The 16288-nt window shown below is 69.8% G+C and carries 19 protein-coding genes; 8 read left to right on the plus strand and 11 right to left on the minus strand.

Translation table 11 applies throughout. The features are described 5' to 3' along the window. Positions 1-9: 9 nt before the first annotated feature. A complete protein-coding gene (locus tag JOE64_RS10035; RefSeq protein ID WP_204964120.1) occupies positions 10-657 on the minus strand; it encodes a DUF3027 domain-containing protein in 648 nt (215 codons plus the stop codon). Continuing rightward, the gene (locus JOE64_RS10040; protein ID WP_204964121.1) at positions 641-1021 is read right to left on the minus strand and encodes a cold-shock protein; all 381 of its coding nucleotides are present in this window, start codon (positions 1019-1021) and stop codon (positions 641-643) included. Before JOE64_RS10040 ends, JOE64_RS10035 begins: the two co-directional genes overlap by 17 nt. 121 nt (positions 1022-1142) lie before the next feature. Here JOE64_RS10040 and JOE64_RS10045 point away from each other — a divergent pair, with 121 nt between their 5' ends. Genes JOE64_RS10045 through JOE64_RS10055 form a run of 3 tightly spaced genes read left to right on the plus strand, consistent with a single transcriptional unit; the run spans position 1143 to position 4844 of the window. Then, positions 1143-1433, plus strand: a complete 291-nt coding sequence (locus tag JOE64_RS10045) for a multidrug ABC transporter ATPase (protein WP_204964122.1) — start codon at positions 1143-1145, stop codon at positions 1431-1433. A gap of 2 nt (positions 1434-1435) precedes the next feature. Continuing rightward, positions 1436-3166: a helicase-associated domain-containing protein gene (locus tag JOE64_RS10050; RefSeq protein ID WP_204964123.1), complete on the plus strand. Its 1731-nt coding sequence runs from the start codon at positions 1436-1438 to the stop codon at positions 3164-3166. Positions 3167-3191: 25 nt separating this feature from the next. Then, positions 3192-4844: a DNA repair helicase XPB gene (locus JOE64_RS10055; RefSeq protein ID WP_204964124.1), complete on the plus strand. Its 1653-nt coding sequence runs from the start codon at positions 3192-3194 to the stop codon at positions 4842-4844. A gap of 166 nt (positions 4845-5010) precedes the next feature. Here the strand turns inward: JOE64_RS10055 and JOE64_RS10060 are convergent, their stop codons facing one another. Next, positions 5011-6066: a CPBP family intramembrane glutamic endopeptidase gene (locus JOE64_RS10060; protein ID WP_204964125.1), complete on the minus strand. Its 1056-nt coding sequence runs from the start codon at positions 6064-6066 to the stop codon at positions 5011-5013. A gap of 107 nt (positions 6067-6173) precedes the next feature. Between JOE64_RS10060 and JOE64_RS10065 the strand changes: the two genes are divergently transcribed. From JOE64_RS10065 to JOE64_RS10075, 3 genes are all read left to right on the plus strand, one after another. Next, positions 6174-6866, plus strand: coding sequence for a response regulator transcription factor (locus JOE64_RS10065; protein ID WP_204964126.1), 693 nt, complete (start codon positions 6174-6176; stop codon positions 6864-6866). An 8-nt stretch (positions 6867-6874) separates the two neighbouring features. Further along, positions 6875-8614: a HAMP domain-containing sensor histidine kinase gene (locus JOE64_RS10070; RefSeq protein WP_204964127.1), complete on the plus strand. Its 1740-nt coding sequence runs from the start codon at positions 6875-6877 to the stop codon at positions 8612-8614. Positions 8615-8734: 120 nt separating this feature from the next. Next, complete coding sequence (locus tag JOE64_RS10075) at positions 8735-9022, plus strand: WXG100 family type VII secretion target (RefSeq protein ID WP_204964128.1); 288 nt, start codon at positions 8735-8737, stop codon at positions 9020-9022. Positions 9023-9146: 124 nt separating this feature from the next. On the opposite strand, the gene groL is transcribed toward JOE64_RS10075, so the two are convergent. From groL to JOE64_RS10095, 4 genes are all read right to left on the minus strand, one after another. Then, positions 9147-10766 carry a chaperonin GroEL gene (gene groL / locus JOE64_RS10080; protein ID WP_204964129.1) on the minus strand — a complete coding sequence of 540 codons (1620 nt, stop codon included), beginning with the start codon at positions 10764-10766 and terminating at the stop codon, positions 9147-9149. A 151-nt stretch (positions 10767-10917) separates the two neighbouring features. Further along, positions 10918-11136, minus strand: a complete 219-nt coding sequence (locus JOE64_RS10085) for a cold-shock protein (protein WP_204964130.1) — start codon at positions 11134-11136, stop codon at positions 10918-10920. 147 nt (positions 11137-11283) lie between these two features. Further along, complete coding sequence (locus JOE64_RS10090) at positions 11284-11886, minus strand: LytR C-terminal domain-containing protein (protein ID WP_204964131.1); 603 nt, start codon at positions 11884-11886, stop codon at positions 11284-11286. 9 nt (positions 11887-11895) lie between these two features. After that, positions 11896-12168 (minus strand): DUF3263 domain-containing protein, encoded by a 273-nt coding sequence (locus JOE64_RS10095; protein ID WP_204964132.1) that lies wholly within the window; start codon positions 12166-12168, stop codon positions 11896-11898. Between the two features lie 155 nt (positions 12169-12323). Between JOE64_RS10095 and msrB the strand changes: the two genes are divergently transcribed. Together msrB and JOE64_RS10105 are read left to right on the plus strand one after the other, a co-directional pair. Beyond that, positions 12324-12725, plus strand: a complete 402-nt coding sequence (gene msrB / locus JOE64_RS10100) for a peptide-methionine (R)-S-oxide reductase MsrB (RefSeq protein WP_204964133.1) — start codon at positions 12324-12326, stop codon at positions 12723-12725. Beyond that, entirely contained in the window at positions 12722-13384 is a 663-nt protein-coding gene (locus tag JOE64_RS10105; protein WP_204964134.1) for a nitroreductase family protein, read from the plus strand. Before msrB ends, JOE64_RS10105 begins: the two co-directional genes overlap by 4 nt. A gap of 15 nt (positions 13385-13399) precedes the next feature. On the opposite strand, the gene JOE64_RS10110 is transcribed toward JOE64_RS10105, so the two are convergent. The 4 genes from JOE64_RS10110 to JOE64_RS10120 all read right to left on the minus strand — a co-directional run bounded on the left by JOE64_RS10110 (position 13400) and on the right by JOE64_RS10120 (position 16264). After that, positions 13400-14371, minus strand: coding sequence for a DMT family transporter (locus JOE64_RS10110; protein WP_271202456.1), 972 nt, complete (start codon positions 14369-14371; stop codon positions 13400-13402). 49 nt (positions 14372-14420) lie between these two features. Further along, the gene (locus JOE64_RS14705) at positions 14421-14546 is read right to left on the minus strand and encodes a hypothetical protein (RefSeq protein ID WP_275587405.1); all 126 of its coding nucleotides are present in this window, start codon (positions 14544-14546) and stop codon (positions 14421-14423) included. 267 nt (positions 14547-14813) lie between these two features. Then, positions 14814-15695, minus strand: a complete 882-nt coding sequence (locus tag JOE64_RS10115) for an SDR family oxidoreductase (protein WP_204964135.1) — start codon at positions 15693-15695, stop codon at positions 14814-14816. Positions 15696-15697: 2 nt separating this feature from the next. Beyond that, on the minus strand, positions 15698-16264 hold the full coding sequence (locus JOE64_RS10120; protein WP_204964136.1) for a Dps family protein: 567 nt from the start codon (positions 16262-16264) through the stop codon (positions 15698-15700). Between the last annotated feature and the right edge of the window lie 24 nt (positions 16265-16288).

Consider the following 16288-nt stretch of genomic DNA (forward strand, 5'->3'; position numbering starts at 1 on the left):
CCTGCGGGATCACTCGTCGTCGGACTCGAGGTCGTCGTCCTCGTCCGCGGCATCCGATTCGAGGTCGTCCTCGTCAGACTCGAGGTCCTCGTCGGACTCGAGGTCCTCGTCGATGTCGTCGTCCTCATCGGATTCGAAATCTTCGTCGTCGTCCCCGTCTTCGTCGAGGACGTCGATGTCCACACCGTCGACGTCACCCGCATGCAGGATCGTCGATCCGTCCTCGTCGAAGTCGGCGGCGTCGAGGTCGTCGAGATCGAGCGCGTCGTCCGCGGCATCCTCATCGTCGAGGTCGTCGTCGGATGCCTCGGCATCGCGCTCGTCGGCGGCGAGGGCGGCCTGCGCCGCCTGGTACTCGGCGAGCCGCACGGCCCAGGGCACCCACTCGGGAGCGAGCAGAGCGCCCTCGCCCGGCAGCAGCTCGGCTTCGAGAACGGTCGGCTCGGAATCTTCGACAACGGCGAGGCTCACCGTCCAGAACCAGCCCGGATAGCCCTCCATGGTCGTCGCGAATCGCAACGAGACGACACCGCCGTCCTCGACGGTGTATCCAGCCGCGTCACCCACCGTCGCCGGCGGCGTGATCTCGTGCAGCGCCGCGAGGGCCAGATCGTGGGCCTCGAGCAGACGCGCGTCGGCGTCAGGCATCGAGGTCATCGGCCACCTTGCGCAGGATCGCCGCGACCTTCGTGCCCTGTGCGCCGCTCGGGTAGTGCCCGCGACGCAGGTCGCCGCCCACCTTGTCGAGCAGCTTCACGACGTCTTCGACGATGATCGCCATGTCGTCGGGCTTCGGGCGGTTGCGCTTGGCGAGACTGACGGGAGCGTCCAGCACGCGCACCGCGAGGGCCTGCAGCCCGCGCTTGCCGTCGGCGACACCGAATTCCAGGCGCGTGCCGGTCTTCACGACCGTCCCCGCCGGAAGGGCGGTGGCGTGCAGGAAGACGTCCTGGCCGTCATCGGTGGTGATGAAGCCGAAACCCTTCTCGTCGTCGTAGAACCTGACCTTGCCGGTGGGCATCTGAACCTCGCTGATCGTGCCCGCCGTGCGGGCGCCGTGAAAGAGGGGGCGGATGCCCCCTGCCACAACCCTACGCCACGGCACCCCGCACGCCGGTGCCCGACGCAGTAGGCTGGTGCGGATGTCGCCCTCCACGCCCCGCACCCCGGCTCGCTCCGAGGACCTTCCGGTCCGGCGGATCGACCGCATCCTCGCGTTCATGTCGCTGGGTCTGCTGATCCTGTCGGTCGCCTGCTTCGCGGCCATCATGATCGGCTCGGCGGCCGGCATGAAGCACGACGACTTCGGCGCCGGCGTGTGGCCGGTCGTGGGCACGATCGTCTACATCGCCCCGATCGTCGCTTTCCTGCTGCTCGTGACGGTGCTCGTCATGACCTTCGTCCGAAAGGCGCGGGCCGGCAGAAGCCGCTGACCGTGGCCACCTCCGACGCCCGCACCCTCGCGCATCAGCTCGCGGGGAGCGACGACGTGGCGTTGGCCACGTTGCTCGCGGCCCGGCACGTCTCGCCGGCGGTGCGCTGGGACGACGCCTTCGACGCCGCGGAAGAGCTGCTCGACGCGGCATCCCTCGCCCGTGCTCTCGTCGATCTGACGCGCGTCGAGGTCGATGCCCTCGCGGCCGCGATCACGACGGGGGCGGCACCCGCAGGGGATGTCCGCGACGCGCTCGTCTCGCGCGGTCTGCTGTCGCAGGACGGCACCGTCTGGGAGGCGACCGCGCGAGCCTTCCACGACGCCGTACCGGTCCCCGTGACGAACGCCACCGAGGCCGTGCTCGACACGGCGTCGGATGCCGCCCCCGACGATGCCGCCGAGGCGGAGCACGCGTTCACGGCATCCGCCTCTCTGGCCGACCTTCTGCAGGCCGCGCTCACCGCTCCCCTCGGCCGGATCGGTGCGGGCACGCTCGGCGCGATCGACCGACGACGTCTCGTCGAGGCCGGATCGGTGACGGATGCCGCCGCCGCCGACGAACTCGTCGCGATCGCCGAACGCACGGGGCTCATCTCCGTCGAAGACCGCGCGTGGCTCGTGACGGCGCACGGCATCGACTGGCTGAACTCCAGCACCCCGGAGCGCTGGGTGACGGTCGCCCGTCGGCTCGTCGAAGCCCTCCCGCCCGCGCTGCGCACCCCCGGAGGGGGATGGACGCCGCCCGCGGACTGGCCCGGCGCCCACCCATTCGATCCGGCCTGGCCCGCCCGTGCGGCCGCCGAGGCCGTCCTGTGGCGGCGCTGGGCGCTCATCGACGACGCGGGCCGGGCGCCCTCGTGGACCCGTCCGGCCGAATCGGGCGACGACATCGACCTCGACGCGCTGGCACGGCATCTGCCGCCCGAGGTCGACAAGGTCTTCCTGCAGAACGACCTCACGGCGATCGCCCCCGGGTCGCTCGCCCCGCACCTCGATATGCGGCTGCGCGCGATGGCGCGACGAGAATCGCGCGCCCAGGCATCCACCTACCGCTTCACCGCGGAGTCCCTCGCCGACGCCCTCACCGCCGGCGAGACCGCCGCCTCGCTGCGGCAGTTCCTCGACGAGCTCTCGCTGACCGGCGTTCCGCAGCCGCTCGCGTACGAGATCGAGCGTTCCGCGGCCCGCCACGGGGCGCTGAGGATCGGGCCCGACGGCACGGGTCGCACGCGGATCACCAGCGACGATGCCGCACTCCTGCGCACGATCGCCGTCGACCAGGCGCTGCGTCCGCTCGGCCTCGTGCCCGAGGACGACCACCTCATCACCCGCTCGGGCGCCGACACGACCTTCTGGATGGTCGCCGACGCGCGCTATCCGGCGGTCGCCGTCGACGAGAGCGGCGAGCGCCGCACCCTGGACCGCCACCGGCTCGCCGGTGACCGCCCCGCGCCGCTGCCGCCCGTCGAGGTGTACGCCGAGCTGATCTCACGGCTGCGCGCGGCGGAGGACGACGATGCCGACGCCGCGTGGCTGGGCCGCGAGCTGGAGCAGGCGGTGAAGTCCCGCGCCACGATCGTCGTGACCGTGAGCCTTCCCGGCGGCGACGAACGAGACTTCACGATCGAGGCGACCGGGCTCGGCGGCGGCCGTCTGCGCGGTCGCGACCGCCAGGTCGACGTCGAACGGACGCTCCCGGTCGCGAGCATCACCCGGGTGACCTCGAGCTGAGCGCGCGGCGGTAGACTCGTCGGCTATGGCTGACGGTCCCCTCACCGGTCCCCTGATCGTGCAGAGCGATCGGACCGTACTGCTCGAAGTGGCGCATTCCGACGCCGAGAGCGCCCGGCACGAGCTCGCGGTCTTCGCCGAGCTGGAGCGCGCGCCCGAGCACATCCACACCTACCGCATCACACGTCTGGGCCTCTGGAACGCCCGCGCGGCGGGGCATACCGCCGACGACATGCTCGCGACGCTCGACCGCTGGTCGCGCTTTCCCGTTCCGGCATCCGTCTCGATCGACATCCGCGAGACGGTGAACCGCTACGGGCGGCTGGTCATCGAGCGCGACGAGGAGGGAACGCTGATCCTCCGCGCGACCGACACGGCCGTTCTCGCCGAGGTCGCCAAGAACAAGCGCATCCAGCCGCTGTTGACCGGGCATCCCGCCCCCGGAATCTTCACGGTGGATGCCTGGGCGCGCGGCCACATCAAGCAAGAGCTCCTCAAGGTCGGCTGGCCCGCCGAGGACCACGCCGGCTACACCCCCGGCACCCCGCACGACATCGAGCTCGCCGAGGACGGCTGGACCCTCCGGCCGTACCAGCGCAAGGCCGTCGACACGTTCAGCGAGGGCGGGTCCGGCGTCGTCGTGCTGCCCTGCGGCGCGGGGAAGACGCTCGTGGGCGCGGCCGCGATGGCCGACACCAAGACCACGACCCTGATCCTCGTGACCAACACCGTGAGCGCCCGGCAGTGGCGCGACGAGCTGCTCAAGCGCACATCGCTCACCCCCGAGGAGATCGGCGAGTACTCGGGGCAGGCGAAAGAGGTCAAGCCCGTCACGATCGCCACGTACCAGATCCTCACGGCGAAGCGGAAGGGCGAGTACGCGCACCTGGCACTGCTGGATGCCCTCGACTGGGGCCTCGTCGTGTACGACGAGGTGCACCTGCTGCCCGCTCCCGTCTTCAAGCTGACCGCGGACCTGCAGGCGCGGCGTCGACTGGGGCTCACCGCGACGCTCGTGCGCGAGGACGGGCGCGAGGGCGACGTCTTCAGCCTGATCGGGCCCAAGCGCTTCGACGCCCCCTGGAAGGAGATCGAGGCGCAGGGCTTCATCTCCCCCGCCGTCTGCTACGAGGTGCGCGTCGACCTGCCGCCGGACGAGCGGATGGAGTACGCCGCATCCGCCGACGACGAGCGCTACCGCCTCGCCGCGACGGCGCACGCGAAGATCGACGTCGTGCGGAATCTCGTCGCGCGGCACACGGGTGAGCAGATCCTCGTCATCGGGCAGTACCTCGACCAGATCGCGGTGCTCTCCGAGGCGCTCGATGCGCCCCAGATCACCGGCGCGACCCCCGTCGACGAGCGCGCGGAACTGTTCGCCGCGTTCCGCGAGGGGCGCATCCCCGTGCTGGTCGTCTCGAAGGTGGCGAACTTCTCGATCGACCTGCCGGATGCCTCGGTCGCCATTCAGGTGTCGGGATCGTTCGGGTCGCGCCAGGAAGAGGCGCAGCGGCTCGGACGTCTGCTGCGCCCGAAGTCGAACGGGCACACGGCGAGCTTCTACACCCTCATCGCCCGCGACACGGTGGATCAGGATTTCGCCCAGAACCGGCAGCGCTTCCTCGCCGAGCAGGGCTACAGCTACACGATCCTCGACGCCGACGGCATCGCGGCCTGACCCTGCGCCTGCGCGGGTCCCGGCGCGGCGCCGTGGGCACGGCCTGCGCGCTCGTGCACAGCACCGACGTGCGGCACCGGCATCCTCACCGAAACCCGCTTTTCGCGTCGAGACGGTGACTCGGAACCGCAGTCTCGACGCGCAGACGCGGTCTCGACGCCCCGGGTCAGGGCACCGGCGGGACGACCGGTGCCGCGGGCCAGGCCGGCGCTGCGGGATAGGCGGGCGGCGGTGCGTACACCGGCGCCGGCGGCGGGGTGAGCACGAGCGTCCGCGGCAGCGGACGGCGGCGCAGCAGCCATTCGACGAGCGCGACGTATCCACCGATCAGCAGGAACGACCAGAGCAGGCTCACCCACCCGGTCTCGGTCTCGGTCGGGTCGGACCCGAAGGCCAGCGCGAGAAGGAAGGCCGTGAGGTTGTTCACGACGTGCAGGGCGATCGCCGCCTCGAGCCCGCCGGTGCGCCAGGTGAGCCAGCCCGCGGCGACGGCGAACAGCCCCACGCCGATCTGACCGAGGACGTCGTACATGTGCCCGAGGACGAACAGCGGCACGGGCAGCAGGATCGCGAAGGCGGGATGCCGCAGCCACCGCCCGACCGCCTGTCCGAGGTAGCCGCGGAAGACGTACTCCTCGGCCGCCGACTGCAGCGGCACGAGCACGAGGACGAGCAGGAGCGACACCGGCCACAGCGCACTCGGCCCCGACCCGGAGGCGGGGGCATCCGACGGCACGAGGAGCGTCAGCGCAGTGAGCACGATCGACAACCCGGCGGCGACAGCTCCGCACAAGAGCATCCATCGCCAGCGCAGCCGCCCCGCCGCCGATGAGAGCAGTCCGATACGGGGGCCGTTCACGATGCGGGATGCCAGGACGTAGCACGGCAGCATGATGACGATCGTGCCCAGCATGATCGCGAGGATGAACGGGTCGCCCATGTCGAACGTCGCATTCGTGCTGAGCGCGAGGAGGCGGTCGGGCAGCGTCACATCGATGAGCGCCGCGATGAAGACCACGATGAGCACCACGACGGTGAGCACCAGGTACATCGCGATCCCCAGCCCGCCCACGGCCAACGGCGTCCACCATCCGCGGCGGCGGCGGGCGAACACGAGGCGGTGGAAGGCGAGTCCTCCCGTTGTGGCATCCGGCGGCAACGGCGCGGGATGCCACGCCGCGGGCGGGGCGGGCGCGGGCAGATGCGGGGAGGGGATGGCCATGCCTCCATCATCTCCGATCCCCGGAGAGGGTGCCCGGGAACGGGCGCGCGCGGTTCGCTCCCGGCGATATCCAGCAAACGGATGGACTCCGGTGCCAGTATGGGGATATGACGGCACCGCGCATTCTCGTTGTGGACGACGAACCGAACATCCGTGACCTGCTGGTGACGAGCCTCCGCTTCGCGGGATACCAGGTGCGCGCCGTGGCCAACGGCGCACAGACCATCTCGGCCGTGCTCGAGGAGGAGCCCGACCTCATCATCCTCGACGTGATGCTGCCCGATATGAACGGCTTCAGCGTCACGAAGCGTCTGCGCGGAGCCGGCTACACTGCTCCGATCCTCTTCCTCACGGCGAAAGACGACACCGAGGACAAGATCGAGGGCCTGAACGCGGGCGGCGACGACTACGTCACGAAGCCCTTCTCGCTGGATGAGATCGTCGCCCGCCTGCAGGCCATCCTGCGACGCACGATGCAGGCAGATGAGGAGTCCACCATCAAGGCCGGCGAGCTCACGATGGACCAGGACACCCACGACGTCACGGTCGGCGACGTCTCGATCGACCTGTCCCCCACCGAGTTCAAGCTGCTGCGGTACCTCATGCTGAACCCCAACCGCGTGCTCAGCAAAGCGCAGATCCTCGACCACGTGTGGGAGTACGACTTCAACGGCGACGCCGGCATCGTGGAGAGCTACATTTCGTACCTGCGTCGGAAGATCGACCCGTACTCGTCAGAGCCGCTCATCCAGACCAAGCGCGGCTTCGGCTACATGCTGAAGGCCGGCAAATCGGTCTGAGCGCCGACATGGCTGCCGTCCAGGCCGCGCACGCGAAGAAGAACGACCGCCTCACCGGGTGGTGGCGCAGCATCAGCCTCCGCGCGAAGGTGACCGGGGTGACGGTCGCCGTCCTCGCGGTCGGCCTCGTCGCCGCCGGATTCGGCACGGGGGTGTTCCTGCGGAACACCCAGCTCACGGCGCTCGACCAGTCGCTGCTGCAACTCGCCCCCACCGACGTGGCGTCGAGCCTCATGTCGATCGACGTCGTGAACGGCGTCCCCGTCTTCCACACGAACGAGAACCCCACGACGCCGTACTCCGTCGCCATCTACGGCCCCGACGGGCGCTTCCTCACCAGCACGGGTGCAGGCGGCCCCCAGCCCGCCTTCCCGCCGACCTTCCCCCTCGAGCGGACGCTGTCCGGTCAGGGTCAGATCTTCGAGCTGAGCGGCATCGACGGCACCGCCCATTTCCACGCGAGCGCCGACTTCCTGCCGCCGATCGCCGGCGTGGGCGACAACTACAACTACACGCAGGTCGTCGCCCTGCCCCTGTCGGGCGTCACCCAGACCGTGACGAACTACGTCGGCATCTACTCGATCTTCGCGCTCATGACGATCATCGCCGGTGCCCTGGCGACGCGATGGCTGGTGACCCTCGCGTTCCGCGGCCTCGGGCAGGTCGAAGACACCGCGATGTCGATCGCCGCGGGCGACCTCAGCCAGCGCATGGGCGACATCTCCCCGCGCACCGAGGTGGGAAAGCTGAAGACGGCGATCAATGCCATGCTCGATCGCGTCGATCAGGCGATCGGTCAGCGCGACGCCACCGTCCAACAGATGCGCCGGTTCATCGGCGACGCGAGCCACGAGCTGCGCACCCCGTTGGTCACCGTGCGCGGGTATGCGGAGCTCTACCGGATGGGCGCCATCTCGGGCGACGAGCAGACGGCGCAGTCGATGGAACGCATCGAGAAAGAGGCGATCCGCATGGGCGGCCTCGTCGAGGATCTGCTCGCCCTCGCCCGCCTCGACGAGCGGCGCGACATCGTCGTCACGGCGGTCGATCTGCGCCCCATCGCCCGCGACGCCGCGCTGGACGCCCGCGCCGCGTCGCCCGATCGTGACGTCACGGTGCAGGATGCCGCAGCCCCCGCTCCGGTCGACGACGCCCCCGACCCGACGGCGACCGCCACGACCGGCACCGCCCCGCGCCGTGCGGGAATCGCGGAGGCCACCTGGTCGCTGCTGCGCCGGAGGCCGCGCCCCGGCGCGGAGCCGGGATCCCCCGCGGCCCCGCCGACGGTTCCCGTCCGCGTTCCCGAGCGCAGCGCCGAGCCGATCGTGCTGGGCGATGACAACCGGATCCGCCAGGTCGTCGCGAACCTGCTCGGCAACGCGCGCCGCTACTCCCCCTCCGGCTCTCCGATCGAGCTCGCCACCGGGGTGGACGAGGTCGCCGGCATGGGCTGGATCGCGGTGATGGACCACGGCGAAGGCATCCCGGAACAGCTGCGCGACAAGATCTTCCAGCGTTTCTGGCGAGCCGACACGTCGCGCACGCGCGAGACCGGCGGCTCGGGGCTCGGCCTGTCGATCGTGGCATCCGTCGTCGAGGCGCTGCACGGGTCGATCGAGGTGAGCGAAACGGCCGGGGGCGGGGCGACCTTCCGCGTCTCGCTGCCGCTCGCGCACGAGCGGGATGCCGCCGAGCACCTGCTGATCCAGACGCAGCCCCTGCGTCGGCTGCAGCCCGACGAGCTTTGACGGCTCGCCCTCCCCAGGAGTGCGGCCGGGGGTGTTCTCCACGGACCCGTCGGCGCGGCGGGGTCGGTGCGTCTCACGAGGCCTAACGTGACGGGCATCCGATCCGAAGGGACACCTCTCATGACCCAGTTCTCCGTCGACTCCGACGCCGTGATGACCGCGACCGGCGCGATCCGCGCCACCGCCGACCGGCTGCAGGGCGAGACCGCCGCCATGCTCGGGCAGCTCACCCAGCTGCAGGGCGCCTGGACGGGCACCGCCGCGGTCGCGTTCCACTCCGTCGTCGACCGGTGGCGTGCCACGCAGCGCGAGCTCGAGGCGTCGCTCGGCGATATCGGCGCGTCCCTCGCGCACGCGGGTGCGCAGTACGCGCAGACCGAGATCGCCGCCGCCGGCCTGTTCCGCTGACCGAGCCGTCGTCCCGGCCCGAGCGGCGAGCCGGGGCCGCACGTGCGTCGTCGGCGCGGGAACGCAGAAGGGCCCCTCCCGGAGGAGGGGCCCTTCTGTCAGAGATCTCTGACGCTCAGTGAGCTCAGAAGTCCATGCCACCCGTCGGGTCGCCGGCGGGAGCCGCGACCTTCTCGGGCTTGTCGGCGACGACGACCTCGGTCGTGAGGAAGAGCCCCGCGATCGACGCGGCGTTCTGCAGCGCGGAGCGCGTGACCTTGGCCGGGTCGATGATGCCCGCGGCGAACATGTCGACGTACTCGCCGGTGGCCGCGTTCAGGCCCTGGCCGACGGGAAGCTCCGACACCTTGTTCGCGACGACACCGGGCTCGAGACCGGCGTTGAGGGCGATCTGCTTGAGCGGGGCCTCGATGGCGACCTTGACGATGTTCGCGCCGGTCGCCTCGTCACCGACCAGCTCGAGGGTCTCGAACACCTTCTTGCCGGCCTGGATCAGCGCGACGCCACCACCGGGGACGATACCCTCCTCGACGGCTGCCTTCGCGTTGCGGACGGCGTCCTCGATGCGGTGCTTGCGCTCCTTGAGCTCGACCTCGGTGGCCGCGCCCGCCTTGATGACGGCGACGCCACCGGCGAGCTTGGCGAGGCGCTCCTGGAGCTTCTCGCGGTCGTAGTCGCTGTCGGTGTTCTCGATCTCGCGCTTGATCTGGGTCACGCGACCCTCGATCTGCGACGACTCGCCCGCACCCTCGACGATCGTGGTCTCGTCCTTGGTGACGATGACCTTGCGCGCCTTGCCGAGCAGGTCCGTGGTGGCGTTCTCGAGCTTGAGACCGACCTCCTCGGTGATGACCTGGCCGCCGGTGAGGATCGCGATGTCCTGCAGCTGCGCCTTGCGACGGTCGCCGAAGCCGGGAGCCTTGACGGCGACCGACTTGAAGATGCCGCGGATCTTGTTGAGCACGAGGGTCGCGAGAGCCTCGCCCTCGACGTCCTCGGCGATGATGACGAGCTCCTTGCCCTCCTGGATCACCTTGTCGACGATCGGCAGCAGGTCCTTGATGTTGGAGATCTTCTGGTTCGCGATGAGGATGTACGGGTCCTCGAAGACCGCCTCCTGGCGCTCCGGGTCCGTGACGAAGTAGGGGTTGATGTAGCCCTTGTCGAAGCGCATGCCCTCGGTGAGCTCGAGCTCGGTGCCGAAGGTGTTGGACTCCTCGACGGTGACCACACCCTCCTTGCCGACCTTGTCGATCGCCTCGGCGATCAGCGCGCCGATCTCGGCGTCAGCGGCCGAGATGGATGCCGTGGCGGCGATCTCGTCCTTGGTCTCGACCTCCTTGGCGGCGGCGAGCAGCTCGTCGGAGATGGCCTTGACGGCCTTCTCGATGCCCTTCTTCAGCGAGATGGGGTCGGCGCCGGCCGCGACGTTGCGCAGACCTTCGCGCACGAGCGCCTGGGCGAGGACCGTGGCGGTCGTCGTACCGTCACCGGCGACGTCGTCGGTCTTCTTGGCGACCTCCTTGACGAGCTCCGCACCGATCTTCTCGTACGGGTCGTCGAGCTCGATCTCCTTGGCGATGGAGACACCGTCGTTCGTGATCGTGGGGGCGCCCCACTTCTTCTCGAGCACGACGTTGCGGCCACGCGGGCCGAGCGTCACCTTGACGGCGTCGGCCAGGATGTTGAGGCCGCGCTCGAGGCCACGGCGGGCCTCCTCGTCGAAAGCGATGATCTTTGCCATAAGTGTGTCGTCCCTCCCGGACGTGAGGATGAGTCTTTAGCACTCGCCATTAAGGAGTGCTAACTCATTCTGGCACTCGCACATGACGAGTGCAAGCCGCGCGAGCGGCGCGCCGGGAAGGCATCCGGGCTCATCGAAGACCCGGCGGGGTTCAGACCACGCGGACGGCCTCGGCCTGCGGGCCCTTCTGCCCGGCACCGACGGTGAACTCCACCGCCTGGCCCTCCTCGAGCACGCGGAATCCGCTCATGTCGATGTTCGAGTAGTGCACGAAGACATCGTCGCCGCCGTCGACGGTGATGAAGCCGAAGCCCTTCTCGGCGTTGAACCACTTGACGGTTCCGCGGGTGGTGGGGGTCGTTTCGGCCATGCGAATCTCCTGATGTAGCGGTGGGACTTCGCCATGCTAATCACGCCGAATGAGCCGTCGACGCCGATCCGGGCACTGTTGACACGCGTGCATCGAAGAGTTCACGCGCACGAAACATCGGCCCTGGCGAGGCCGGTGCCGCCGACCTCAGGGAGTCGCGGAGGGTGCGTCACCGGCCGTGCGATCGAGGCCCACGACGATCACGAGCTGACGATTCTTGCTCTCGTCGACGTCCGACGTCGAGGGGTCATCGGTGGGCTGGTAGGCGGTGCTCAGCTGCACATCCGCTCCCCCGATCGCCCGAGCGAGCCCGCGTGCGGCCGCTTCGTCTTCTGCACGGGCGTAGTAGACCGTCGTGGTGGCGAAGTCGTCGGTGCTCGCGTCGCTGTCGATGACCGCGTCCGGCGACCACCCTGCGGCGATGACGGTGTCGCGCATGCCGGCGGCGAGGCCGCGCTGCGGCGTGGCATTGAGAACGGTGACCGAGAACGAGGTGTCGAGGACGGGCGCCGTGGTCGGCGTGGCCGACGGCGACGCCGACGACTGCGGGGTCGATTCGAAGGAGATCCGACCCGTTGCGACCATGGTCCCGAAGATGCCAGCCGCCACCAGGACGATCGTGGCGATTGCCGACCACAGCAGAACGAGCCCGCCGCGAAGGCGCGGGTTCTCGGCACGGTGGGCGCCCACGCGACCGCGTTCGGACGGGAGATCGTCGAAGCGATCCTTCGGCGGGTTGGTCGGCGGCACCAGAGAATGCTACCGGGCCGCACCTGCACGGACAGCCTCGGCGATACCCGTGCGCACCTCGCGCTCGTGTCGCCGCGCGTCGCGCACCCGTCGCAGGCGGTGCACGAGCATGGCATCGTGACGCACCGCATCGGGCGCGTCGATGACACGCTCGAGCAGCTGGTAGTATCTCGCCGGCGTCAGCGCGAGCTCACGGCGGATGGCCTCCTCCTTGGCGGCGCCGTGGCCTTCCCAGCGCGACTCGAAGTCGAGCACGGCACGGTCACGGTCGGAGAGAGTCACGTCGTCAGAGTACGCGCGCACTCGCGTCGGGTCGTGGCTCCCCGTCGGCACGGCGCACATCATGCAGACAACGGACAGGAAGAAGAGGAACAGGGAACCGCAGCGTCGGGTTGAATAGGTCAGGCGGAGAGATCCGCAACGACGGAAGGGCGAACATGACGTACAACGTGCAGAAGACCGACGCGCAGTGGCAGGCCGAGCTCTCCCCCGAGCAATACGCCGTACTGCGCCAGGCCGGCACCGAGCGGGCCTGGACGGGAGAACTGCTGGACGAGCACCGCGCCGGGCTGTACACCTGCGCCGCGTGCGGCGCGGAGCTGTTCCGATCGGGCACGAAGTTCGACTCGCACTGCGGGTGGCCGAGCTTCTACGAGTCGGTCCGTCCCGACGCGGTGGAGCTGATCGAGGACCACAGCCACGGCATGGAGCGCACCGAGGTGCGGTGCGCCAACTGCGGCTCGCACCTGGGGCATGTCTTCCCCGACGGCTTCGGCACCCCCACCGGCGACCGGTACTGCATGAACTCGCTGTCGCTGTCGTTCGCGCCCGGGTCATGACCGTGACGACCGTACGCCCCGCGCTCGACGCCGTCCGCTCGCGCCAGTCCTGGTCGAAGGTCACGGATGCCGCTCCGACCCGCGACGAGTTGATCGAGCTCGTCTCTGCGGCCGGACGCGTGGCCGATCACTCGTCGCTCCGCCCGTGGCGCGTGATCGAACTGCGCGGCAATGACCGTCGCACACTGGGGCGCGCGATCGCGAAGGCCGAGAAGGACGACAAGCCCTCCACCAAACCGCTGCGCGCGCCGCTGCTGCTGGCCGTCGTTGCGAGCTACAAGAAGAGCGACAAGGTGCCGCGCTGGGAGCAGGAGGCCGTGGCCTCCGGCGTCGCACACGTCCTCAGCCTGCTGCTCGACGAGGCTGGGTGGGGCGTGCTGTGGCGCACCGGCCACTACACCCGCAGCAAGGCCGTGGCCAAGGCGCACGGGCTCGCCGCGAACGAGGAGCTCCTCGGCTGGCTGTACGTGGGAGGCAAGCCCGAGCGCTCGCGACCCAGCCGCCGCAAACCGGTCGACGGTCGCGCCCATTTGGGTCGGATGCCAGGATCCCCCGATGCTCCGGGCGAGCTCACCGAATGGCGCGGCGCGGGCCTGGGCAAGAAGGCCAAGAAAGCGGCGAAGAAGGCCGAGAAGGCGGCGAAGAACGCTCGATCCTGACCCCGCGAGCCGGGTTCAGGTGCGTCCGATGCCTCGGCGGCGCGGGAACCTGCGTCGCCACGGCGTCGCGGCGACCACGACGCCCGCCCCCGCCACGAGGATCATCACCGCACCGACCTGCCACTGCGGTCCGGCATCCGACGGCCACAGTGCGTCCAGCACGAACGCGGTGATCAGCTGCCCGGCCACCGCACCGAGGCCGAACAGCAGCACTCCCGTGTGGACGACGAGCGCGGCGGACATCACGATGTAGCTCACGCCGATCACTCCGCCCAGGTAGAGCCACGGCTCGCTCGGAAGAACGCCCGGCATACCCACCATCAGCACATGGATGAGGGCGGCGACGGCCAGGATCAGTGTGCCGCCGAGGAAGTTCACCAGCGTCGCGACCAGTGGAGTGCCCACCCGCTGGCGCAGTCGTCCGTTCGTGGCCTGCTGCCAGGCGATGCCGATGCCCGCCGCGAAAGGCAGCAGCAGCATCCACCACGGCACACGGTCCAGCACCCCGCCCTGCAGCGAGATTCCGACGGCGAGAAGCGCCAGCGCGCCACCCACGATCCGCGGGATCGTCACCGCGACCGCTCCGCCCGGGCCGTACCCGGCCCGATCGAGCACGAGACCGCAGACGGTCTGTCCGGCGACGACGCCGACCGTGAACAGCGAGACGCCGATGACGGCGACCGCGAGGCCTTGCGTGGCGACGGTGAGCGCCCCGGCTGCTCCACCCGCGAGCATCCACCACGGGATCGTCCGCCTACGCACGCCGTCGCGCAACCGACCGAATCCCCGGCGCCCGGACGGCATCGCGGCGACGAGCGCGACGAGGACGATCAGCCCCGAGCCGAAAGAGATGACCGCAGCCAAGAACCCATCGCCGAGTCGCAGTCCCAACTGGCCGTTGATCCGCGACTGCGCGGCGGTGAGAACCCCGACCATGACGGCCCCGCCCAGGGCGATCCCCGCGGGCAGTCTGGTCGGCTCGGTCACGGGCAGTCAGCCTAGCCGCACGTGCCCGGACGAGTGGTCGACCCGGCGCTCAGTCGTATCCGAGGATGCAGATCGCCTCGGTCACGGTGTCGGGTTCGGTCGACGGCGTCGGGTCTTCCATGTGCCCGACGCTACGCGAGACGCCGTCGACGACCGACGAGCGGTGGCCGGGCAAAATCCGGTCACCTCGAGAGCGGCGAGCATCGGCCTCGCGCACTACCGCATCCGGACGTCCTAGCCGCCCCGCTCTCTACGAGAAGCTCGGCTACCGGCGGACGGAACGGATCGAGAACGGCGACGGCACCGCCCAGATCTTCCTGCGCAAGCCTCTGTCCGCCCCTCCCCTATCCGTCACGCGCGACGGGTGACGCCAGCAGCGAGCACCCGTCGCAGATGATTACTCGGCATCGAGGTCCTCGATGCCGGCAGAGGGATACGCCGCTCAGAATCCCTTGCCGCCGGTCACGGGCAGCACGGCGCCCGAGACGTACGTCGCGGCATCCGAGGCCAGGTAGACGTACGCTCCGGCGAGTTCGGCCGGCTGGCCTGCACGTCCGAGCGGCGTGTCGCTGCCGAAGGTCGCGAGTCGCTCTTCGTCCCACCCCGTCGCCGGGATGAGCGGCGTCCAGATCGGTCCGGGTGCGACGGCGTTGACGCGGATGCCGCACGGTCCGAGCTCCTCGGCGAGCGCGACCACGAACGCCACCTGGGCGGCCTTGGTCATGGCGTAGTCGATGAGGCCGGGCGACGGGGCGGATGCCTGCACCGACGAGGTCACGATGATGCTCGAGCCACTTCGGAGCACGGGGATCGCGGCTCGCGCCGTGAAGACCATGGCGTACAGGTTGGTGCGGAACACGCGGTCCAGCTCGGCCGTCTCGAGGTTCTCGAGTCCGTCCCTGTCCTTCTGATAAGCGGCGTTCAGCACGAGGATGTCGAGGCCGCCCAGCTGCTGGACGGTCTGCCCGACGAGCGACGTCGCGAACTCCTCGTCGCGGATGTCGCCCGCCAGCGACAGACCGGCGCGTCCCGCGTCGCGGACCAGAGCGAGTGTGTCGTCGGCATCCTTTTGCTCCTCGGGAAGGTGCGCGATGGCGACATCGGCCCCTTCGCGGGCGAACGCGAGGGCGACGGCGCGGCCGATGCCGGAGTCACCGCCGGTGATGAGGGCTCGGCGCCCCGTCAATCGGCCGCTCCCCCGGTAGGTCGACTCGCCGTGATCGGGCGTCGGGAGGGTCTGACCGGTCAATCCGGGCTGGGACTGCTCCTGCGCGGGAAATCCGTCTCCGGGGCAAGCGGTGCGCGGGTCCGTGGTCTCGCTCATGATCAGCCTCGGCCCGTCGCCGGGACGCGATTCTCGGCGCTGATCATCCACGCGAACTGTTCCAGCTTCTCGAGGATCTCGTGCAGGATGTCGGCGCTCGTCGGGTCTTCGTCGTCGACCGCGTCGTGCACGTCGCGGCAGGTGGCGACGGTCTCTTCGAGGCGCACGGTGATCAAGTCGATGACCTCGATCGTCGACACCTCACCCGACGGGAACTCCGGCAGAGTGGTCGTCTCGGCGACGGTGTCGCTGCGTCCGTCGGGAAGGGCGTGCAACGCACGCATCCGTTCCGCGATAGTGTCGCTGAACTCGCGGGCCGCCTCGATCACCTCGTCAAGCTGCAGGTGGGTGTCACGGAAGTTCGTGCCGACGACATTCCAGTGGGCCTGCTTTCCCTGCGAGGCGAGCTCGATGAGGTCGACCAACACCCGCTGCAGGTTGTCGCTGAGCGTCTGCGAGGCGGAGAATCCGCTCTCCGCATTCTGTTCCTGGGTGAGTTGTGCGCCGCGGGCCGGCTTGCGCTTGTTCTTCGCGGGCTGCGCGCCCGCCGTGCTCTTCGTGGGGGTCATGAGCCCGACGCTAGGACGCACAGG

This window comes from Microbacterium dextranolyticum (assembly GCF_016907295.1).
In the GTDB taxonomy this organism is placed as follows: domain Bacteria; phylum Actinomycetota; class Actinomycetes; order Actinomycetales; family Microbacteriaceae; genus Microbacterium; species Microbacterium dextranolyticum.